We start from the raw sequence: 21,599 nt of genomic DNA, 5'->3' as shown, positions 1-21,599 counted from the left end.
GGGTAGAGCGAAGCGAAACCCACCCTGCGGTGCCAGGCGCTTAGCTAAACTTGAACATGCTGGCGTCCAGCTGTCCCGGCGCGATTCCGATCAGCCAGACCGCACTGCCTGCGGCGTCGGTGATGATGGTCGTGTTGATTCCGGGCGAATAGAACTCGGCCGCCTGAACATCGGCGAACGAATGCAGTGACGTGCCGGCGAAGTTCACGAAGTCGTTGACGCCGCCCGTGTTGAAGTCCTGGACAACCATGACCTCTGGCGTGCTGTCATTGATCGTGAACGTGTCGGAGCCGCCGCCGCCCCAGGCATAATCGACGCCGCCACCGCCGGTGATGTTGTCGTTGCCGCTCCCCATCAGGAAAACGTCGACGCCTGCGCCGCCAGTGACCGTGTCGCCGCCGTTCGAACCATAAACATAGTTCTGGCCTGAACCGCCGTAGATGAAATTGCCGTCCGTCTCGCCCGACGAGATGAAGATGTTGAGACCGGAGCCGCCAACCATCGTATCGACGCCGGTACCGCCGTAGAAATAGTTGGTGCCGATGCCGCCGTAGAGAAAGTCTGCTCCGTCGCCGCCGTACATGACGTTGACGTCGGATGCCGTCCCTCCGCCGCTTCCGATCAATGTGTCATCGCCGCTGCCACCGAACAGATAGTTGAACCCGGTGCCTCCGTAGATGAAGTCGTTGCCTTCTGCGCCCAGGAGCACGTCAAGCCCATCGCCACCGACCAGCGTGTCATCGCCGCCATAGGCATAGATGTAATCATTGCCGTTTCCGCCATAGGCCGCGTCATCGCCGATCGTTCCAATGAGGATGTCATTGCTCGCCGAGCCGGAAAGCAATTGACCGGCAACCAGGTCAAAGCCGCCGTCGCTGAAGGGGCCGGCGGAATAGACCACCGATGTCGTGCCGAAAACCCCCGGATGGATTGATGAATCTGCAAAAAGTACATTCGGCGCAATTGAAGTCGTGAACGTGAAGCCGGTGAGCGATTGGCCGGGCTGCAGCGCGGTGGCGGTGGAGTCTGCGACCCAACGGACGCTGTAGCCGTTCGCCGGGGGGGCACCATCCGTGATGCTTGCTGTCCATCCCGAAGGGGCGACGAAGGTCGGAATCTCGCTCAGGTAGCCCTGGCCAGGCAACCAGGAGAACCAGAATGTACCAATCGGGGTGGTACCGTTGTCGATCAAGGTGATCGTGTACTGATAGCTTGTCGGGGAAAGCTGCACGAATCCGATGAACGCGGATGCATTTTCAGCCATGACGGGCCTCCCTGATCAGTGCGGCCGAACATTAAGTTGTTGGAATTTAATCGACTTGAGCCGAAGTCGGCGCAGCATCAATGCTCTGCGTGTTGACCAAACACCGGCGCGCCGGGGAAATTCCGGCAGGTTCCGGGGAGGCGGGACGAAAAAGCCGATCCGCGGAGGGAACCCTCCATCCGGCACAGATTGCACGTAGCCGTGCCCGCGTAGGGTGGGTCAAGCGCAGATTGCGTAGGGTGGGTAGAGCGAAGCGAAACCCACCATCTCAATGCATGGCACGAAGCCAATGGGTTTCGCTGCGCTCTACCCATCCTGCGAAGCTACAACGCGGCGATCCCCAGCTATCGCCACGCCCAAAACTGTCATCGCCCGCGAAAGCGGGCGATCCAGTATTCCAGAGACAGTGGTGATTGAAACGAGAGGCCGCGGCGTACTGGGTCGCCCGGTCGAGCCGGGCGACGACAGCCAGGTTTGCGGCGAAAGCTCAGCTCAGAGCTGCCCGAGCAGCGTGTCGCCGCCGGAGACTTCGACCTTGCCCGGGGCGGGCTCGAGGTTGAGCTTCTTCACCACGCCGTCCTCGACCAGCATCGAGTAGCGCTTGGAGCGGATGCCGAGGCCGTTGCCGGAAGCGTCGAGCTCCATGCCGATCGCCTTGGCGAAGTCGGCATTGCCGTCGGCGAGGAACACGGCTTCGTCGCGCTGGTCGGTGTCGCGCTTCCAGGCGTTCATCACGAAGGCGTCGTTGACCGAGACGATCGCGATGGTGTCGACGCCCTTGTTCTTCAAGGCGTAGGCGTTGAGGAAGATGCTCGGCAGATGCATCTTGTGGCAGGTGCCGGTGTAGGCGCCGGGCACTGCGAACAGGGCGACCTTCTTGCCCTTGAAGATGTCGTCGGTGGTTTTGACCTGCGGCCCTTCGGCGGTCATGACGCGAAACTTGGTTTCCGGCAGCTTGTCGCCAACATTGATCGTCATCGGTGTTCTCCCTCGGTGAAGCGGAACTCTCTTAAACCCGGCTGCGGAACGGCACAATACGACCTGGCGGAAGAACGGCAATGCCGGAAGCTGGTCACCGTTCCGTCATCAGCCGGAAAACCCGCCGGCGTCGAGAAATGCCTGCTCATCCGCGGTGGTTTGGCGGCCGAGGACGCGGTTACGGTGCGGGAAGCGGCCGAACCGGCGGATGATGTCGGCGTGGTCCTCGGCATATCTGAGGTTGTCGGGATGGCCGCCGCATTGCCGAAACAGCGACACGCAGCGCTGCTGGTCGGCGAGATGCTCCGAATGCTCGAAAGGCAGATAGAGGAATTCGCGCAGCAGCGGATCGATCCGCGCGTCGACGCCGCGGTCGATGGCCCGGCCTGCCACCTCGCGCGCCAGCGGATCGCTGGAAAAGGTCTTGGCGTCGTTGCGAAACAGATTGCGGGGAAACTGGTCGAGCACGATGGTCAGCGCCAGGGCGCCATCGTCGTTCGCCTCCCATGACGACAGCTCGCCGGAAGCCGCCTTCTGCCAGGTCGCGAGGAAGCGGCTGCGGATATCGGCATCGAACGCGTCGTCGCGCTTGTACCAGCGATCACGGCCAGCCTTTAGCCAGAACGTGATGATATCGGCCGGCGTCGCGAGGCGCGCGTCAGTCATGTCCAACGCTCGCCTCGCCGGTCTCTTACGCCGCAGCCTTCTTCTCGTCGCGCAGCTCGCGGCGCAGGATCTTGCCGACATTGGTCTTCGGCAAATCGGTCCTGAACTCGATCTGCTTCGGCACCTTGTAGGCGGTGAGCTGGGTGGCGCTGAATTTGATGATGTCCTCGGCGGTGATGTTCGGGTCCTTCTTGACCACGAAGGCCTTCACCGCCTCGCCGGACTTCGCGTCGGGCACGCCGATCACGGCGCACTCGAGCACGCCCGGATGGCTCGCTAGCACTTCCTCGATCTCGTTGGGATAGACGTTGAAGCCCGAGACCAGGATCATGTCCTTCTTGCGATCAACGATCTTGGTGTATCCCCGCTCGTCCATCACGCCGATGTCGCCGGTGCGGAAATAGCCGTCCGCGGTCATCACGCGCGCGGTCTCGTCGGGCCTGTTCCAGTAACCCGACATCACCTGCGGACCCTTGGCGCAGATCTCGCCGGCCTCGCCGATCGCCAGCTCGTTGCCGTCGTCGTCACGGATCGAGAGCCATGTCGACGGCACGGGTAGGCCGATCGTCCCGGAGAACTCTTCGATCGTCGCTGGATTGCATGTCAGGGTCGGTGAGGTCTCCGACAGGCCATAGCCTTCCGACAGCGCGGTGCCGGTGACTTTCAGCCATTTTTCCGCGACCGGCCTTTGCGTCGCCATGCCGCCGCCGTTGGCGATCTTCAACTTGGAGAAGTCGAGCTTGTCGAAGCCGGGCGTGTTCAGCAAGCCATTGTAGAGCGTGTTGACCGCCGGAAAGAAGCTGACCTGGTACTTCGACAATTCCTTGATGAAGCCGGCCATGTCGCGCGGGTTCGGGATCAGCAGATTGGTGCCGCCAGTTCGCACGCCAAGCAGGTAACACGCGGTCAGTGCGAAGATGTGATAAAGCGGCAGCGCACAGACGATGATCATATTGTCGACATGCGGCGGCTTCTTCAGCGCCGGCTGCAGCCAAGCGTCGTTCTGCAGCACGTTGGCGAGCACGTTCTGGTGGATCAGCGTGGCGCCCTTGGAAACGCCCGTGGTGCCGCCGGTATATTGCAGGAAGGCGACGTCCTGGCGCGTCAGCGTGGGCTTGGTGAGCTTCATGCCGCGACCGGCCGACAGCGCGTCGTTGAACGAGACCGCGCCCGGGATCGACCAGGCCGGCACCATCTTCTTCACCCGGCGTATCACCAGATTGACGATCACGCCCTTAAAGCCGAGCAGGTCGCCCATGCTGCCGACGATCACCTGCTTGACCGCGGTGTTGGGCAGCACCTTCTGCACGGTGGTGGCAAAGTTCTCCAGCACGATGATCGCCTCCGCGCCGGAATCCTTGAGCTGATGCTCGAGCTCGCGCGGGGTGTAGAGCGGATTGACGTTGACCACGGCATAGCCGGCGCGCAGCACGGCGGCGGTCGCAACCGGGTATTGCAGCACGTTCGGCATCATCAGCGCGACCCGCGCACCCTTCTGCAGGCCCTTGCTCTGCAGGTAGGCGCCGAGCGCCGACGACATCTCGTCGAGCTCGCGATAGGTGATCGACTTGTCCATGCAGATGAACGCCTTGCGATCGGCGAACTTCTTGAAGCTCTCTTCCAGCAATTCGACCAGCGATGAATATTGCGTGACGTCGATATCGGCGGGCACGCCGGCCGGATAGTGCTTGAGCCAGATGCGCTCCATGGTGGTCAATCCCCTCTCTCAAAATTGCCTGATGTCCCGAATTGCTTCCGGGTTTCCGGCGCTTTGGCCGGCACTTGGTCGGCTGTTGGCCGCGTTATTTTCGGCAGTATTGAGCAATGCCGCGGTCAATGGCAAGCCGCGCTATCGACGCATCGGGGGAATAGGAGGGCCGGCTGCGCTGTTAGCCGGCCGGCTTGGCGTCGGCCTTCGGCTTGTCGGCCGCCTTCGGCTTTGCCGCCACGGGCTTCGCTGCCGCGGGCTTGGCGGCCGGCTTTGCGGCAGCTGGCTTGTCCGCGGCCGGCTTCGCAGCTGCGGCATCCGGCTTGGCGTTGGCATGACGCGCCGGCTTGGCCGCCGGCTTGTCGGATTTGGCGTCGCCCTTGTCGGCCGCCACATCGGGCTTCTTGGCCGCGACGCGGGTGTGCTTGGCCTTGCCGCGCTTGACCGGCTGCATCTTCTCGGTGTCGGCATCGACCGCGGCGATCAACGCAGCGCCGGTCTTGGTCGGCCCCGTATAAACCACGACCGGCTCGGACGCCGCCGGCGCCTGCGCCAGCATCTCTGACGGTTTCGGCATCGCGGCCTGCAGGCCGGCGGCGAAGAAGCTCACGCCACCTTCGCCGTTGGTGGTCGAGCCTCCGGCGCTGGCGACGGTGTCTTCGCCGTCCTCGTCGCTGGCCGGCCGCTTGTGCTTGCCGCCGCACATCTCCTCGCGCAGGTTCGGCGGCGAGGCATCGATCGGCACCAGATTGTCGACGGTGCCGAGCGAGGGCCGCAGCCACGCCAGCCCGTTATTGGCAAAGCCGCGATCCAGGAGCTGCGCGGCGCGGATCGCGCGCATGCGGCCCGAGGAGGCGCCGAGCACCACGGCGATCAGCCGCTTGCCGTCGCGCGTCGCCGAGGCCACCAGATTGTAGCCGGAGGCGCAGATGAAGCCGGTCTTGAAGCCGTCGGCGCCGGGATAGCGGCCGATCAGCTTGTTGAAGTTCGGCGTGATGCGGCGTCCGAAGCGGATCGACGGGATGTGGACGAAATATTCGTATTCCGGCAGGTCGCGGATGATGGCGCGGGCGAGGATCGCCATGTCGCGCGCCGAGGTGATCTGGCCGTCGGCGGGCAGGCCGTTCGGGTTGACGTAGCTCGTTTGCGTCATGCCGAGCTTTTGCGCGGTCTGGTTCATCATCCCGGCAAAGCCGTCGATCGAGCCGCCGACGCCCTCCGCCAGCACGACGGCCATGTCGTTGGCCGACTTCACCAGCATCATCTTCAGCGCGTTGTCGACGGTGACCTGGGTGCCGGGCCGGAAGCCCATCTTCGAGGGCGACTGCGAGGCCGCGGTCGGCGAGACCGTGAGCAGCGTGTCGAGCGACACCCGGCCGTCCTTGACCGCCTTCAGCGTCACATAGGCCGTCATCAGCTTGCTGATTGACGCCGGATACCACGGCATCGTCGCATTGTCGGCCTGCAGCACCTTGCCGGAATCGGCCTCGACGACCAGCAGCGCCTCGGCTTGCGCCAGCTGCGGCGTTGCGATGGCGAGCATCGCAACAGCCAGAATCCATTTCAACGACGGGCGCAGCGGGCGAGGAAAATGCACGAGTCCGGTTCCGGTCCTTTGAGACCCGCCTTAAAACAAGGAGGTCTTGCGATTGTAGCGTACGGGTTTCAAGCGTGTCCGGCGCCGCGTTGCGGCGATGCAAACCCTATACCAGCTTGCCAGCAGAGAACAGAGGCCGACGGATTATATCGTGGACGAAATCGGCTGAATTTCGGCAGCCGCCTCAATTGGAAAGCCGGAATTATGGTGTCTCGATGCCGGCGCGTGCCTGCTCATGGACCATGAACTGGGCCCGCGCGAGCTCGGCAAAACGCCCGCCTTTCGCCACCAGTTCATCGAAAGTTCCGCTTTCGATCACCCGTCCCTGGTCGAACAGCAGGATGCGGGTGGCGTGGCGGATGGTGGACAGGCGGTGCGCGATCACAAATGTGGTGCGACCCTTCATCACTTCATCGAGAGCAGCATTCACCTTGGCTTCGGTGACGGCGTCGAGCGCGCTGGTCGCCTCGTCGAGGATCAGGATCGGCGGATCCTTCAACAGCGCACGTGCGATCGACAACCGCTGGCGTTCGCCGCCTGACAGCATGCGGCCGCGTTCGCCGGCATGGGTGTCGAATTTCTTGTCGCTGCGCTCGATGAAATCCAGCGCCTGCGCGCGCGCCGCGGCGGTACGCAGTTCCTCATCGGTCGCGTCGGGCTTGCCGACGCGCAGATTGTCGGCGAGCGAGCGGTTGAACAGCAGCGCCTCCTGGAACACCACGCCGATGTTCCGCCGCAGCGCCGTCAGCTTCAGCGCGCGGATGTCCATACCGTCGATCTTGATGATGCCGGATTGCGGATCGAACGCGCGATGCAACAGCGCGATCGCGGTGGATTTGCCGGCACCGGTCGAGCCGACCAGCGCGATGGTCTGGCCGGGCAATGCGGTGAAGGAGAGGTCTTCGATCGCCGGCCGCTTGCCGTCATAGGAGAACGAGACGTTGTTGAACTCGACCAGCCCGGACAGCCGTCCGGGATCGACCGCACCGGGCCGGTCGCGCACCGCCGGCACCGCGTCGAGCACGTCGAAGAATTCCTGCAACCGCGGCGCTTCCATGAACACGTTGTTGATGAAGCTCACCACCTGTTCGAGCTTCTGGATCAGCATGGTGGCGAACGAGACGAACATCACGATCTCGCCGACCGTGGTGAGGCCCTCGTTGTGGAGCGCGATGCCGACGGTGAAGATCGCCAGCACCGTGATGGTGGTCGAGGCGCGGGTGATCACGGTGACCAGCGCCCACCATGACAGCACCGGCATCTGCACCGCGAGCAGCTTGTCGGCGACGTAGCGCAGGCCCTGCACCTCGGAATCGATCCGCACAAAGCTCTGCACCAGCGCGACATTGCCGAGCGCGTCGGAGGCGCGCGCCGAAAGGTCGCTGTAATAGGCCTCGACCTCGCTCTGCATGCCGTAGGTCTTGCGCACCACCAGCGTGGTCAGCACGGTGAACACGACGCAGAGCGCGAACAGCAGGATGGCGAGCCGCCAGTTGATGTAGAGCGCGAGCGGCAGCAGCACGATCAGCGACATGATCGCGGCGAAATGCTCGCGGAAGAAGCCGAGCCAGAGCCGCCACAGCGCATCGGTGCCGTTCAGCATCACCTTCATCAGCCGCCCGGAATGGGTGCCGGAGTGGAAGGTCAGCGGCAGCTGCAGGATGTGCTCGAAATAATCGGTCAGCACGGCCTGGCGCTGGCGGTGCGCCAGCCGGTCGGCCTGCAATGCGACGATCGCGCTGCAGCCGATCGTGAACAGGCCGAACGCCGCCCAGGCGACGAGCAGCGGCCATGCCGAGTTCGTCGCGAACAATCCGGTGACCGGCCGGCCCGACAGCACATCGACGATCTTGCCGAACAGCACCGGCTCGGCGAATTGCGCGCCGGCGAGCAGCATGTTGGCGGCGGCCAGGATCCAGCCGAGCCGCGCCTCCTTGCCGAGCAGTTCAAGGACGCGGGTATAGAGGCGGAGCATGGACATGCCGGCGGGACTCGTAAGCGGTGGACGCCCGGTCAGGCGGGACGCGATTTAATCAGGGTTCGCGAGACAGGGCCAGCGGGCGATGGCCGGCTCCTCGCGTTATTCAATCCCCGTCATTGCGAGGAGCTCGCGACAAAATTGCGAAGCAATTTTGCGCTGGAGCGACGAAGCAATCCCCGTTTCCGCTTGCTCGGTGACAATGGATTGCTTCGCGGAGCCTGTCATCCGGCGGCGCTTCGCGCCGACCGGGTGGCTCGCAATGACGTGGACGGAGTGAGTGCCTAGTTCACCAGCCGGCCGTCGATCGGCGGCAGGAACTGGTCGTCGAAGATGTCGGCGGCGTGCGGCCGCTTCTGGAATTTGAAATCCTCCGCGAGCTGGTCGATCGACCGCTCGAAGCGCGCCGCCTCGATGCCGCCGATGCCGTCGCGCTTCACCTCGCCGGTCAGGATGTTGTCGCGGATGATGGCGCGCAGCCGCTCGAGCTCCAGATCGCGCGAGCCGCCATCCATCCGGCTCACCACCTCGCCGGCGGCGCGCCCCGGGTCCTTGATGGCGAGGTTGGTGCCGCCGATCACCGCGCGCACGAACCCTTTCACCGCATCCGGCTTCGCGGCGGCAAGGCGCGGGCTGACGATGACGGCAAAGCCATAGGCCTCGCAGCCATAGTCGGCGAAGCGCAGCACCGCGAGATCGTCGGCCGGTACGCCGCGATCCCGCAAATTGATCGCCGAGAGATAGGAGAAGCCGGTGACGGCATCGACCTGTCCGGCGGACAGCATCGGCTCGCGCACCGCGGCGCTGATCGTGTTCTGCTTCACGCTCGAGAGCTTGATGCCGTTCTGCTTGGCGACGGCGGGCCAGAACAGGATCGAGAGGTCGCCTTCGGCGACGCCGAGGTTCTTGCCTTCCATATCCGCCAGCGCCTTGATGCCGCGGCTCTTGCGGGCAATGATCGCGTAGGGCGCCTGGTTGAACAGGACCAGCACCGCCTTGACGGGCGCAGCGCCAGGCTTGTCGCGAAAGCGGATCAGCGCGTTGATGTCGACCAGCGCGAAATCGCTCGAGCCGTCGGCGACCCGTGCGATCGCGTCTGCCGAGGTGGTGGCGACGTTGGTGCCGACCGCAAGTGCCTCGGCGCTGAACAGGCCGCCGGTCTGCGCCATCACGAACGGCGCGGCGGCGGCATCAAGTGGACGGTCGAGTGTGAACTGGATGGCGAGCGGCTGGTCGCTGGCGCGGAGCGAGGTGACGGCCGGCCACGCGCCGCCCGCGAGGCCGATCATGCCGGCCAGTATCCAGCGGAGAACGATGGTTCGAGTTACCTGCATCATGACATCCGGGAGGCGAGACAAAGTGCCGCGCCGGTGCGCCTGCTTCATGGCATCGAATGCGCCAGGGCAACGTGCAATTTCAAGCGTTATTTGCAGGCATTTTGCCTCAGCCAAGGTGAACGGCCGATGACTGCCTTGTTTTCGCCTAGGGTTGTTCAGCTTGCATTCGGTTTGGGGAACCTAATCTGGAGGTAGTGGTTAGCTAACCATGGCCCGTCGGGCCGGCTTCCACAAAGGATGACTGCAATGTTTGCGCGAAAAGGTGTTTTTTCGTCCATTGGCCGCGCAGCCACATTGGCAACGGTTGCCGCGGTGGCGCTGTCGGCCGTTGAGCCGACGATGGCGTTCGCAGGCTCTGCTCCGGCGGGCAAGGCGGCCACTGTGACCACATCGCTCGGCACCAGCGGCGCGACCGATATCAGTGCGCGCCGTCGCTACTATGGCGGAGGTGGCGCGGCTGCGGCGGCCGCGTTCGCCGGGATCGTCGGCACGGGTCTGGCGATCGCCGCGGCCCAGAGCCGCCGCGACTATTACGACTCCTACGGCTACGACGCCGGCCCGGGCTATTACGGTGGTGGTCCGGCCTATTACGGCGGCGGCCCGGTCTACTATGGCGGCGGACCGTATGGTTACCAGGGCTATTACGGGGGCCGCTCGCAACTGCCCTATACGCCGTACTGAGACCGCCGGCGGTTCTCAGAACTGTCACAAACGATCAATCCACCGGTCTCAGGCCGGTGGATTTTTTCATGAGCGCCGTTAACACGCTGGCGACGCGTTTCGATTAGGTTCGAAGGATGAGTGATTCGATCGATCGGCTCTACCAGGCGGTGATCGCGGCCAAGGATCTCGATCCGGCAACGTCGCGCACGGCACGGCTGTTCCAGCGCGGCCCGGCCAAGATGGCCAAGAAGCTCGCCGAGGAAGCGATCGAAGTCGTGATCGACGCCGTCGCCGGCAAGTCGGATGCCGTGGTCCGCGAAAGCGCCGACCTGTTCTACAACCTCACCGTTCTCTGGGCGTCGGCCGGCGTCAAGCCGGAGGACGTCTGGCGCGAGATGGAGCGGCGCGAGCGGCTACTCGGGATCGCCGAGAAACTGCCGAAGTCGCCGGTCAAGCTGCCCAAAACCGCGCCCGTCCCGGTGGTTCGGCGCCGAATTGTCGCGCTGGAGAACCGGCTGCGCAAACGGTAGCCGCAAATCGTCCCAAATCAGCCCAATCCCGGCATGGACAAATCCGCTCCATGATGGTTCATCGCGCCCATGTTGAAACGGATTTACGACTGGTGCGTCGAGGCGGCCGACAAGCCCTACGCACTCTGGATTCTCGCGGCCGTCTCGTTCGCTGAGAGCTCCTTCTTCCCGATCCCTCCCGACATCATGCTACTGCCGATGTCGCTGGCGCGGCCGAAGCGGGCGTGGTGGTTTGCGACGGTCTGTACGGTTGCGTCCGTTGCCGGCGGTGTGCTCGGCTACGCGATCGGCGCGCTGCTCTACGACTCGCTCGGGCAGTGGCTGATCCATCTTTACGGCCTGTCCGACAAGGTCGACGCGTTCCGCGCCTCCTATGCCGAATGGGGCGCCGTGATCATCCTGCTGAAGGGGCTGACGCCGATCCCCTACAAGCTCGTGACCATCACCTCGGGCTTTGCCGGCTACAACATCTGGCTGTTCGTCCTGTGCTCGATCGTCGCGCGCGGCGGCCGCTTCTTCTTCGTTGCGGTGCTGCTTAACCGCTATGGCGATGTCATCCGCGCGGAGCTCGAGAAGCGGCTCGGCCTGTGGGTCGCGATCGGCGCGATCGTGCTGGTGCTGGGCTTTGTTGTCGCATTCAAGCTGATCTAACCAAAGTTCTAGCCCTTCGCGTCTTTGTCAGCGGACGGCTTCGGACTACGCTCGCTGCGATGGCTGATGGAATCGACGACCGGTGAATCTCGCGAGACTCAATCCCGCCAGGGCGCGCGTTGCGATGGCGGGCCTTGCGCTGTCGATGGCGCTGCCTGCGATCGACAGAGGATGGGCGCAGACCGCGCCGCCCGCGCTCGGCGTGCAGTCGCAGCAGTCGCAGCCTGTTGAATCCCAGCCGCCACAGATCGAACTGCCTCCGGCGCCGGTCGAGCGCGAGAATCCCGGGCTGATCAACGAAATCGGAAAGCTGTTCGAGAAGTCGAAGTCGGCGCTGCCGCAGCTGAAGAGCCCCGGCGCGACCATCAACGACCTCTCGAACATCGCGCGCCCCTCGACGGTTGTGACCGGACGCGCAGCCTGCGTGGTGGCGTCGAACGGTGCGCCGGATTGCAAGATCGGCGCCGACCGGCTGTGCCAGAGCCAGGGGTTTCGGGAAGGCAAGGGCATCGATACCGACGCCTTCGAGAAACGCTCGCCGCTGGTCTATTTGCCCGGCCACAAGCGTGGCCCGAACGACTGCAAGACCGAAAATTTCGTGACAGGGGCGGTCTGCCAATAGCGCGGGTAAAACCAGGTCTGGGATGCCAGACGCCTACGAAAAATGCTGTGCCTGGATGAGGTTTTGTCATCCATTTCGCAGCGCCGTAACGCAATACTTGACACTGGAAAGATTCTTGTTGGTATGACGGTCAGCATTCGAGACCAACGACCAACCCGAGGATCCGCACCCAATGTCCATGCCTGCTCTGTTCAAGGGCCGCCTGTCTCTTCCCGTGATCGGGGCGCCGCTGTTCATCATCTCCGTGCCCGACCTCGTCATCGCCCAGTGCAAGGCCGGCGTGGTCGGCTCGTTTCCGTCGCTGAATGCGCGCCCGCCGGAACTGCTCGACGAATGGCTGTACCGGATCAAGGAAGAGCTCGCCGCCTATGACAAGGGCCATCCGGAGCGGCCGTCGGCGCCGTTCGCGGTGAACCAGATCGTGCACAAGTCGAACAACCGGCTCGATCACGACATGGCGCTTTGCGAGAAGCACAAGGTGCCGATGATCATCTCCTCGCTCGGCGCGCGCGAGGAGCTCAACCAGGCCGTCCACGGCTGGGGCGGTATCGTCTTCCACGACGTGATCAACCAGAAGTTCGCGCACAAGGCGATCGAGAAGGGCGCCGACGGCCTGATCCTGGTCGCAGCCGGCGCCGGCGGCCATGCCGGCACGATCTCGCCGTTCCCGTTCGTGTCGGAGACGCGGCAGTGGTTCGACGGACCCATTGCGCTGTCGGGCACGATTGCCAACGGCCGCGCCATCCGCGCCGCGCGCATCATCGGCGCCGACTTCGCCTATATCGGCTCCGCCTTCATCGCGACGCAGGAGGCGAACGCGGTCGAGGGCTACAAGAACATGATCACCAATTCGTCCGCCGAGGACATCGTCTATTCCAACTTGTTCACCGGCGTGCACGGCAACTACTTGAAGTCGTCGATTGTCGCGGCCGGCATGGATCCGGAAAACCTGCCGACCTCCGATCCCTCGAAGATGAGCTTCGGCACCGATTCGTCCGGCGAGCGCGCCAAGCCGAAGGCCTGGAAGGAGATCTGGGGCTCGGGCCAGGGCGTCGGCAGCATCTCCAAGGTGGTGCCTGCGGCCGAGCTGATTGCCCGGTTCAGGAAGGAATATGACGAAGCGGTCGATCCGGCGCTCTGATGGAGCCGATCTTTCGCGTTGACGGCGACCGCGTCGTCACCAGTCCCGACGCCGCGGGTCCATGGGACCCGCGGATGCAGCACGGCTCCGCGCCGGCGGCGCTCGTGGTGTGGGCGGCCGAAGCCATCCCCGCGCCGGTGCCGATGCGGATCGCGCGCGTCACGATCGACCTGATGCGTCCGGTGCCGGTGGCGCCGCTGACGGTCGAGAGCGAGATCCTGCGCGACGGCCGCAAGATCCAGCTCTGCGGCGTCAGGCTGCTCGCTGACGGCGTTCTGGTGGTCTCGGCCAGTGTGCTGAAGATCAAGCAGCAGGCGGCCGAGCTGCCGCCCGAGATTGCCGATCTCCCGGTCGATCTTCCGGGGCCCGATCAATGCTCGGCCGAGCCGGGCGACATCAGCAGCCCGTTCGTCAGATGTATCTCGATGCGCGCCGCGCGCGGCCGTTTCGGCCAGATCGGGCCGGGCGCGATCTGGTTTCGCGTCGACCAGCCGCTGATCGCGGGCGCCGCCGTCTCGCAGGCGATGCGCGCGGTGGTCGCCTCGGATTTCTCCAACGGCACCTCGCCGGCGCTCGATTTCAACCAATGGACCTTCATCAACGCCGACCTCACCGTGAGCCTGGCGCGCGAGCCGGTCGGCGATTGGATCCTGCTCGACGGCGAATCCTGGATCGGGCCTGACGGCGCCGGCCTTGCGATGTCGCGGCTCGCCGACCAGCGCGGCTATTTCGGCCGGGCAGTCCAGAGCCTGGTGATCGAGCGGCGCTAGCTAGGACTACGTTTCTCCAACCTCCCCTTGAAAAGGGGAGGTCGCTTTGCTCGTCAGAGTAAAGCGGGTGGGGATCAGCTCTCTCCGCATACGGCATCGCCTGCAGCGATCCCCATCCCGACCTTTCCCCTTTCAGGGGGAAGGAGAGGATCAGCCGCGCCTTAATAGCGCGGGGGGGTCGTTGACCGGCCCGCGGTGTGGGAGCCCTGCCAAGCGGCTGCCCTTGCAGCAAAAATAACCCGGTTTCCCGGGAACGGTTGGCAGCGCCAGCGAGTTTCGCTCCCGTGAGGGGCCCCATGATGCGCATCGATCCCACCGCCGGTATCGTGGCCATGGCCGCCCGGCGGCGGTGTGACGTGGCGCCGGTTCGTGATGAAGCTCGGCAGCCCGAGGGGCGGTCGCGATGAGGCCCGGCCCGTCCTCGGAACGCGCGGTCATCCTTGCCGCAAGCGAGCGGGACGCCGTCAAGACGGCCCATCTGATCAAGGAAGCCGGCTACTACGCCAATATCTGCGGCGACCTCGCCGCTCTCGAGCGCCAGGTCGCAAGCGGGGCGGGGCTTGCCATCATTGCCGATGAGGCGATCCGGAGCGCCGACCTCGCCGGCCTGACGCGCTGGCTGAACGAGCAGCCGTCATGGTCGGATTTCCCGATCGTGCTGATGAGCGAGGGCGGCGGGCCCGAGCGCAATCCCGAGGCGGCGCGGCTCGGCCGCGCGCTCGGCAATGTCACCTTCGTCGAGCGTCCGTTTCATCCGACCACGCTGGTGAGCCTGGTCGCCGCGGCGGTGCGCGGCCGCCGCCGCCAGTATCAGACCCGCCAGATCCTGGAGGATCTGACCGAGAGCGAAGGCCTGTTGCAGACCGCGCTCGATGCCGGCCATCTCGGCGCGCTCGAACTTCATATGCCGGATTTCGAGCTCGAAGCGTCGCCGACCTGCAAGAGATTCTTCGGGCGCAAGCCTGCCGATCCCTTCACCTATCCGGAGCTGCTGGATGCGGTGCATCCCGACGACCGTGCCCGCCGCAGCAAAATCGTCGCGCAGACGCTGCGCACCGGCGCGGATTACCGGATCGAATACCGCAACATCTGGCCCGACGGCACCCAGCACTGGCTCGACGTCCGCGCCCGCGCGGTGCGCCGGCCCGACGGCAGAATCCGCTCGCTGGTCGGGGTCTGCTCCGACATCACCGCGCGCAAGACCGCGGAGATCGAGCGGGAGGCGCTGCTGGCGCAGCTCGCGGCTGAGCGCACCGCGCTGGCCGAACTCACCGCGACGCTGGAGCAGCGGGTCGAGCAGCGCACCGCCGACCTGATGAAGGAGGTCGCCGCGCGCGAGCGGGCGCAGGAGCAGCTCCGCCATTCCCAGAAGATGGAGGCGATCGGCCAGCTCACCGGCGGCGTCGCGCACGACTTCAACAATCTGTTGATGGCGGTGATGGGCAATCTCGACTTGCTGCGCAAGCGGATGCCGGAGGATCCGCGCCTGCGACGGCTGGTCGACGGCGCGCTGCAGGGTGCCGAGCGCGGCGCCTCGCTGACGCAGCGGCTGTTGGCATTCGCGCGGCAGCAGGATCTGCGCGCGGTGCCGGTCGATCTCGGCGCGCTGGTGCGCGACATGAGCAATCTGCTGGAGCGCTCGCTCGGACCGCGCGTCATGCTGCGGCTCGACATTCCCGCCGGCTTGCCGCCGGCCTGTGTCGACACCAACCAGCTCGAACTCGCGGTGCTCAACCTTGCGATCAATGCGCGCGATGCGATGCCGGATGGCGGCACGATCGAGATCAGCCTCGCGGCCTTGCAGGCGAAGAACGATCCGTCGCTGCAGCCGGGCAATTACCTGAAACTGTCGGTGGTCGACGGCGGCACCGGCATGTCGCCGGATGTGCTGAAGCGGGCGATCGAGCCGTTCTTCTCGTCGAAGCCGGTGGGCAAGGGCACCGGGCTCGGGCTGTCGATGGTGCATGGGCTCGCGGTGCAGCTCGGCGGCGCGCTGCAGCTGTCGAGCGCGGTCGGCAAGGGCACCACGGCCGCGCTGGTGCTGCCGGTCGCAACCGCAGCGCCTGAGGCCGAGAGCCCGGCGCCTGCGGCGCAGACCGTCAAGCGCTCGGCGGTGATCCTGCTGGTCGATGACGATCCGTTGATCGCGATGTCCACCATGGAGATGCTGGAGGACCTCGGCCATCGCGTGATCGGCGCCAATTCAGCACCGCACGCGCTCGACATCATCAGGAGCGACCAGGAGATCGACCTGATGATGACCGATCACGTGATGCCCGGCATGACCGGCATCGAGCTCGCCGCGGCCGCGCGCAAGCTGCGGCCGCAGCTTCCCGTCCTGCTCGCCACCGGCTATGCCGAATTGCCCGACGGCATCCAGGTCGACCTGCCGCGGTTGGCCAAGCCCTACCACCAGGATCAACTGCGCGAGCGGCTCGATCAGTTGCTGGGGCAGGGCGCCGGTCAGCACACCGCCGCCACCAGCGCCGACAGTCGCGACACGCCTTCCACGCTCTCTCCGTCACCCTGAGGAGCCGCGCTTGCGCGGCGTCGCGAAGGGCGGCGGCCTGGCTACGTCGCGTGGCTGACAATGTCGAAAACGTGATCTGCGCGCGACCGACTGGGCGGGAAGGATGCGCGCGTGATCGGTGTTGGTCACATCACGTCGAAGAACGCCGAGCACCAGGAGCTGCCCTATGAAGATGCCCACCCGAATAGCGATGTCTGCCGCTCTGGCCGACCTGCAATCGAGCCGACGGTCGATCTCGTATCACGCGGTGGATATCCTGGGCGTCAACATCTTCTACCGCGAGGCGGGGCCCGCCGACGCACCGGTTGTGCTGCTGCTCCACGGCTTTCCATCCTCATCGCGGATGTGGGAGCCGTTACTGCCTCTTCTCGCCGACAAATATCACGTGATTGCCCCTGATTATCCGGGGTTCGGCAACAGCAGCGCGCCGGCGCCGTCCAGCTTCGAATACACCTTCGACAATCTCGCGCGCGTGACGAACGAGTTCACGACAAAGCTCGGGCTCGCGCACTATGTGCTGTTCATGCAGGACTATGGCGGGCCGGTCGGCTTTCGCCTGGCGCTTGCGCACCCCGAACGAGTCCGCGCGATCATTGTCCAGAATGCGGTCGCCCACGAACAGGGATTGGGCCCGCTGTGGGAAGCGCGCAGGAAATTCTGGGCGGATCCGGCGCACGAGCTCGACAAGCTCAAGGCCAACTTCACGTCCTTCGAAGCGACGCGCCAGCGTCATGTCGGAACGAGCCCGCATCCCGAACGCTACGATCCGGATCTGTGGGTCGACGAAGCAGCGTTTTTGTCCCGCCCGGGCCAGGCCGACATCCAGACCACGCTGTTCCTGGATTACCGGACAAACCTGGCCTCCTACCCGCTATGGCAGAAATGGCTTCGCGAGGCGCAGCCGCGAACCCTCGTCGTCTGGGGCAAATACGACCCGTCGTTTACCGTCGCCGGCGCAACCGCCTATGCCGACGATGTGCCGGGAGCCGAGGTACACATCCTGGATGCGGGACATTTCGCGCTCGACGAAGCGACCGACGAGATCGCGACGCTGGTTCGCGGCTTCCTTGCGCGTCTCGACCAGCGCAAGGAGTAACGTGGAATGTGCCGCCGCCGGCGGCCTCTCCCCGTCACCCTGAGGTGCGAGCGGAGCGAGCCTCGAAGGGCGACGGGGCCCGGCTGTCGCCGCGATGGCCTGGGGTGCGAGCCGAAATATCGGGGCCGTGCATCCTTCGAGACGGCCGCTGTGCGGCCTCCTCAGGATGACGGTGATAGGTTTCGTGCGCGCCGCGGTGCTCACCCCACCATGCGGTCGCGGCCGGTCCAGAAGCGGGCCTTCAGCACCTTCTTGTCGACCTTGCCGACGCCGGTCATCGGCAGCTCCTTGACGAACTGGATCTGCTTCGGCGCATGGGCCGAGCCCTTCTTCGCCTTCACCAGGCCGATCAGCTCGTCGGCGTCGGGCACAGCACCCTCGCGCGCCACCACGACGGCGGTGACGGCCTCGCCCCATTTGTCGTCGGGCACGCCGACGACCGCGACCATCGCAACATCAGCGTGCTGCGACAGCACATCCTCGACTTCGCGCGGAAAAATGTTGAAGCCGCCGGAGACGATCATGTCCTTCTTGCGGTCGAGGATGAACATGTAGCCGCGCTCATCCATGCGCGCGATGTCGCCGGTGTGCAGCCAGCCGCTCTTCAGCGTCTCGGCGGTGATGTCGGGCCGCTTCCAGTATTCGGCCATCACATGCGTGGCGCGCACGCAGATCTCGCCCGCCTCGCCAGTCGCGACCTCCTGGTCGTCCTGATCGAGGATCTTGACCTGGCAGGCGGCGATCGGGAAGCCGCAGGACAGGAACAGCTCCGGCGTCTTTGGATCATGATCCGCCTTGCGCAGCACCGAGACCGGATAGCATTCGGTCTGGCCGTAGAGCTGCGAGAACACCGGGCCGATCCGCTCGATGCCCTCGACCAGCCGGCTCGGCGACATCGCGGACGCGCCGTAGAGCAGGAGCTCGAGCGAGGAGAGGTCGGTCTTGTCGAGCGCGGGATGATCCAGCATCACATAGATCATGGTCGGCACGAACAGCGTGAAGTTGATCTTCTCGCGCGCGATGGTTTTGAACACGGCCTCCGGATCGAAGCCCTTGAGCATGTGCACGGTGCCGCCGCGCATCAGCGTCGGCAGCACCTTCGTGCCGGCGACATGGCTGATCGGCGCCACCGTCAGATAGCGCGGCGTTTCCGGAATCTCGAAGTCGGCGAGGATGGCGGCGGCGAAGCCGCCATATTCGCGGTGACGGCGCAGCGCGCCCTTGGATTTGCCTGTCGTGCCGCCGGTGTAGTTCAGGGTCGAGATGTCGTCCGCACCAGCGAAGTTCTTCGGGCTCGCGCTGCCCGCGGCGTCGACCGCCTGCAGCAGGTCGGCGCCGTAATCTGCCGGGCCGAGCGTGAACACGGTCTTCAGCCCGGGCGCTTTGGTCGCGAGCTCGCCGCCGCGATCGCGAAACGTGATGCCGTCGACGATCAGCATCTCGGCCTCGGAATCCTCGATCTGGAACAGCTGGTCGTCGAGCGAGCCGAGCGGATGCAGCCAGGTGATCGCGAGCCGCGACAATTGCGCGGCGACGCCGGCGCACCAGGTGTCGGCGCGGTTGGCGGTGAGAAAGGCGACGCGGGTGCCCGGCGCAAAGCCGAACCGCATGAACACGCTCTGCATCCGTCCGATCAGGTCGGTCGCGCCCTGATAGCTGAGCGAGCCGCCCGGCCAGGCGAAGGCCGTGCGCGACGGATAGCGTGCCAGCGCCCGCAAGGTCTGCTCGCACACCGCCGGAAATGCATAGAGCGGATTGCTCATCTTGTTCTTCCTCCCGCCTTTGTCTTTGGCTTCTCTCGTGCCAATGTTGCGGGCAACGCTAACACAAGGCTGCAGGGAAGAAACAACTTGTCCGCTGATCTTCTTGCGCGTTTTCGCGATCGCCTTCGGCTGCCGCTGATCGCGGCGCCGATGTTTCTGGTGTCGGGCGTCGAGTTGGTGGTAGCGGCCTGCCGCAACGGCGTGATCGGCTCGTTTCCGACTGTGAATTGCCGTGAGACGGAACAGCTCGATGCCTGGCTCGGCGACATCGAGCGCCGCCTGCGGGCGCATGCCGATGCGAGCGGCAAGGCGGCGGCACCGATCTGTCCGAACCTGATCGTGCACCGCTCCAATGCGCGGCTCCAGCAGGATCTCGCCGTGCTGCTGCGGCACAAGGTCGAGCTCGTGATCACCTCGGTCGGTTCGCCCGCACCGGTGCTCGCGCCGTTGCACGATGCCGGCGCGCTGGTGTTCGCCGATGTCGCCTCGATCCGCCATGCCGAGCGCGCGGCCGCCGCCGGCGCCGACGGGCTGGTGCTGCTCACCGCGGGCGCCGGCGGGCAGACCGGCTGGCTCAATCCGTTCGCGTTCGTGCGTGCGGTGCGCGGTTTCTTCGACGGCCCGATCGTGCTCGCCGGCGGCATCGGCGACGGCCACGCCCTGCGCGCCGCGCAGGCGCTCGGCTGCGATCTCGCCTATATGGGCACCAAGTTCATCGCGACACGCGAGAGCATGGCTGACGCGAGGTACAAGCAGATGCTGGTCGACAGCTCTGCCGACGACATCCTGCTGACGACGGCGTTCACGGGCCTGCAGACCAACATGCTGCGGCCCTCGATCGAGGCCGCCGGTCTCGATCCCGACGATCTGCCGGCGCGCGGCGCGATCGACATTGGCAAGGACATCGATATCGGCGCCCGCGAAAGCCGCCCGAAACGCTGGCGCGACATCTGGAGCGGCGGTCATTCCACTTCGGGGGTGACTGGGGTGCTTGGCGTCGACGATCTCGTGGCGCAGACGGTTGCGGAGTACGAGGCGGCGAGCGCGCGGGTGCGGCTCGCCTGATACCAGACCCAGCTGTCGCTCAAGTCCCGCCTGTCCGCTTAACGCGGCATTAACCATGCCAGTCCCAACAATGGCGCCATGGGACGGTCTGCCGCCACGGCCGGCCGCCCGGCAGTTGTGGGAATGCGACATGGCTTTTGAGGCGCTTTTCGCCAAGGATCTGGCCAAGGATCTGGACAAGACCCCGGCATCGCTCGACGAGCTCCGGACCCGGGTCTTCTACGCCCTGCAGCGGCATCCGCTGTGCCGTCAGGTCGAATTCGACATCGTCAGCACGCCGCGGACCCGGCGCACCAACTGGACGGTCAGCCTGCACTCGGTCCAGCCGGGGGCGCTGTGGACCGCCCACGAGATCGTCGCCGACATCCAGGAAGCCTATGAGCTCGCCGCCGCGGCCTAATTTTCGGGCCGTTTCGGGACAATTTCACCTATTTGGCGTCGTCATGGCACGGTAACGCCGCATTTGGCGGTCAGCCTGCGGTGATACTGGCAGGGAATGGAGTAATTTTTGACCAGAGCCATCACCCTCGCCGCGCTGACATGTTTCCTCCTTGCCGGCGCTGCGATCACAGCCATTTTGGGCCGCGACAGCCTGCCGGCGGCGCAGGCTGACATCGGCCCGGTCGCCAACCGCGCCAGCAAGCAGGACAAGCTCGCGGTCACGACGCTTGCCACTGCCGCCTTTGAGGCGCCCCAGCCGACTGTGCCTCCCGCCAATCCGTCGCCGCTCCTGCTGCGGGCGCAGGCCGCGATCCCGGGCGCGACCGACACCGTGCGCCAGGCCTATGCCTCCGCCGAGCCCACCGATATCGGCCTGCCGAAGCTCACCGACCCGGTCGATGCCGGCCTGCCGAAGGCCGCCGAGCCCGGGGCATTGCCGACGGCTCCCGCGCCGCCGAAGCCCAAGGCCGCCGCCAAGCCGGCGCCGCAGAAGAGCTACGCGCTGCTCAGCGACGCGCAGATCGCCGGCATCAAGGACCGGCTCAAGCTGTCGTCGTCGCAGGAATCATACTGGCCGGCGGTCGAGACAGCGCTGCGTGCCGTCGCGCGCAAGATCCACGCCAAGCGTCAGGGTGATCCTGCGGCGGGCACTATGCCGATCGATCCCGACTCCGAGGAAGTTCAGCAGCTGAAATCGGCGGCGATGCCGCTGCTGTTCCAGCTCCGCGAGGACCAGAAGAACGAGGTCCGTTCGCTGGCCCGCCTGATCGGGCTCGAACGAGTCGCGGCGATGATCTGA

General features: G+C 65.3%; 19 protein-coding genes. 11 read left to right on the top strand and 8 right to left on the bottom strand.

Going from position 1 to position 21,599, the window contains the following annotated elements; translation table 11 throughout:
* Positions 1-40: 40 nt before the first annotated feature.
* From K359_RS57065 to K359_RS0101025, 7 genes are all read right to left on the bottom strand, one after another.
* Positions 41-1,264 carry a calcium-binding protein gene (locus tag K359_RS57065; protein WP_051345931.1) on the bottom strand — a complete coding sequence of 408 codons (1,224 nt, stop codon included), beginning with the start codon at positions 1,262-1,264 and terminating at the stop codon, positions 41-43.
* 492 nt (positions 1,265-1,756) lie between these two features.
* Positions 1,757-2,242 carry a peroxiredoxin gene (locus tag K359_RS0101055; RefSeq protein ID WP_029077665.1) on the bottom strand — a complete coding sequence of 162 codons (486 nt, stop codon included), beginning with the start codon at positions 2,240-2,242 and terminating at the stop codon, positions 1,757-1,759.
* Between the two features lie 108 nt (positions 2,243-2,350).
* Positions 2,351-2,908, bottom strand: coding sequence for a DUF924 family protein (locus tag K359_RS0101050; RefSeq protein ID WP_029077664.1), 558 nt, complete (start codon positions 2,906-2,908; stop codon positions 2,351-2,353).
* 25 nt (positions 2,909-2,933) lie between these two features.
* Positions 2,934-4,616 (bottom strand): long-chain fatty acid--CoA ligase, encoded by a 1,683-nt coding sequence (locus K359_RS0101045; protein ID WP_029077663.1) that lies wholly within the window; start codon positions 4,614-4,616, stop codon positions 2,934-2,936.
* A gap of 181 nt (positions 4,617-4,797) precedes the next feature.
* Positions 4,798-6,213: a D-alanyl-D-alanine carboxypeptidase family protein gene (locus tag K359_RS0101040; protein WP_029077662.1), complete on the bottom strand. Its 1,416-nt coding sequence runs from the start codon at positions 6,211-6,213 to the stop codon at positions 4,798-4,800.
* Between the two features lie 202 nt (positions 6,214-6,415).
* A complete protein-coding gene (locus tag K359_RS0101035; RefSeq protein ID WP_029077661.1) occupies positions 6,416-8,194 on the bottom strand; it encodes a glucan ABC transporter ATP-binding protein/ permease in 1,779 nt (592 codons plus the stop codon).
* 281 nt (positions 8,195-8,475) lie between these two features.
* A complete protein-coding gene (locus tag K359_RS0101025; RefSeq protein ID WP_029077660.1) occupies positions 8,476-9,525 on the bottom strand; it encodes an ABC transporter substrate-binding protein in 1,050 nt (349 codons plus the stop codon).
* Positions 9,526-9,774: 249 nt separating this feature from the next.
* Between K359_RS0101025 and K359_RS0101020 the strand changes: the two genes are divergently transcribed.
* The 8 genes from K359_RS0101020 (at position 9,775) to K359_RS0100985 (ending at position 17,531) form a co-directional block, all read left to right on the top strand.
* Entirely contained in the window at positions 9,775-10,209 is a 435-nt protein-coding gene (locus tag K359_RS0101020; RefSeq protein ID WP_029077659.1) for a hypothetical protein, read from the top strand.
* 116 nt (positions 10,210-10,325) lie between these two features.
* Positions 10,326-10,721 (top strand): phosphoribosyl-ATP diphosphatase, encoded by a 396-nt coding sequence (hisE, locus tag K359_RS0101015; RefSeq protein WP_029077658.1) that lies wholly within the window; start codon positions 10,326-10,328, stop codon positions 10,719-10,721.
* 69 nt (positions 10,722-10,790) lie between these two features.
* On the top strand, positions 10,791-11,372 hold the full coding sequence (locus tag K359_RS0101010; protein ID WP_029077657.1) for a YqaA family protein: 582 nt from the start codon (positions 10,791-10,793) through the stop codon (positions 11,370-11,372).
* A 124-nt stretch (positions 11,373-11,496) separates the two neighbouring features.
* Positions 11,497-11,994 carry a hypothetical protein gene (locus K359_RS0101005; RefSeq protein ID WP_051345930.1) on the top strand — a complete coding sequence of 166 codons (498 nt, stop codon included), beginning with the start codon at positions 11,497-11,499 and terminating at the stop codon, positions 11,992-11,994.
* Between the two features lie 172 nt (positions 11,995-12,166).
* Positions 12,167-13,135 carry a nitronate monooxygenase family protein gene (locus K359_RS0101000; protein ID WP_029077655.1) on the top strand — a complete coding sequence of 323 codons (969 nt, stop codon included), beginning with the start codon at positions 12,167-12,169 and terminating at the stop codon, positions 13,133-13,135.
* A complete protein-coding gene (locus K359_RS0100995) occupies positions 13,135-13,905 on the top strand; it encodes a thioesterase family protein (protein WP_029077654.1) in 771 nt (256 codons plus the stop codon). Before K359_RS0101000 ends, K359_RS0100995 begins: the two co-directional genes overlap by 1 nt.
* Positions 13,906-14,308: 403 nt before the next feature.
* Entirely contained in the window at positions 14,309-16,435 is a 2,127-nt protein-coding gene (locus K359_RS0100990; protein WP_029077653.1) for a hybrid sensor histidine kinase/response regulator, read from the top strand.
* Positions 16,436-16,607: 172 nt separating this feature from the next.
* A complete protein-coding gene (locus tag K359_RS0100985; RefSeq protein ID WP_371261116.1) occupies positions 16,608-17,531 on the top strand; it encodes an alpha/beta fold hydrolase in 924 nt (307 codons plus the stop codon).
* A gap of 200 nt (positions 17,532-17,731) precedes the next feature.
* On the opposite strand, the gene K359_RS0100980 is transcribed toward K359_RS0100985, so the two are convergent.
* Positions 17,732-19,294 carry an AMP-binding protein gene (locus K359_RS0100980; RefSeq protein WP_029077651.1) on the bottom strand — a complete coding sequence of 521 codons (1,563 nt, stop codon included), beginning with the start codon at positions 19,292-19,294 and terminating at the stop codon, positions 17,732-17,734.
* An 87-nt stretch (positions 19,295-19,381) separates the two neighbouring features.
* Between K359_RS0100980 and K359_RS0100975 the strand changes: the two genes are divergently transcribed.
* From K359_RS0100975 to K359_RS0100965, 3 genes are all read left to right on the top strand, one after another.
* Positions 19,382-20,359: a nitronate monooxygenase family protein gene (locus tag K359_RS0100975; RefSeq protein ID WP_029077650.1), complete on the top strand. Its 978-nt coding sequence runs from the start codon at positions 19,382-19,384 to the stop codon at positions 20,357-20,359.
* A 130-nt stretch (positions 20,360-20,489) separates the two neighbouring features.
* Complete coding sequence (locus tag K359_RS0100970) at positions 20,490-20,759, top strand: hypothetical protein (protein ID WP_051345929.1); 270 nt, start codon at positions 20,490-20,492, stop codon at positions 20,757-20,759.
* A gap of 108 nt (positions 20,760-20,867) precedes the next feature.
* Positions 20,868-21,599 carry a hypothetical protein gene (locus K359_RS0100965; protein WP_029077648.1) on the top strand — a complete coding sequence of 244 codons (732 nt, stop codon included), beginning with the start codon at positions 20,868-20,870 and terminating at the stop codon, positions 21,597-21,599.

Source organism: Bradyrhizobium sp. th-b2 (assembly GCF_000426785.1).
In the GTDB taxonomy this organism is placed as follows: Bacteria; Pseudomonadota; Alphaproteobacteria; order Rhizobiales; family Xanthobacteraceae; genus Bradyrhizobium; species Bradyrhizobium septentrionale.
Note: the sequence above shows the minus strand (reverse complement) of the source record. Positions and strands in the feature narration are given on the sequence as shown.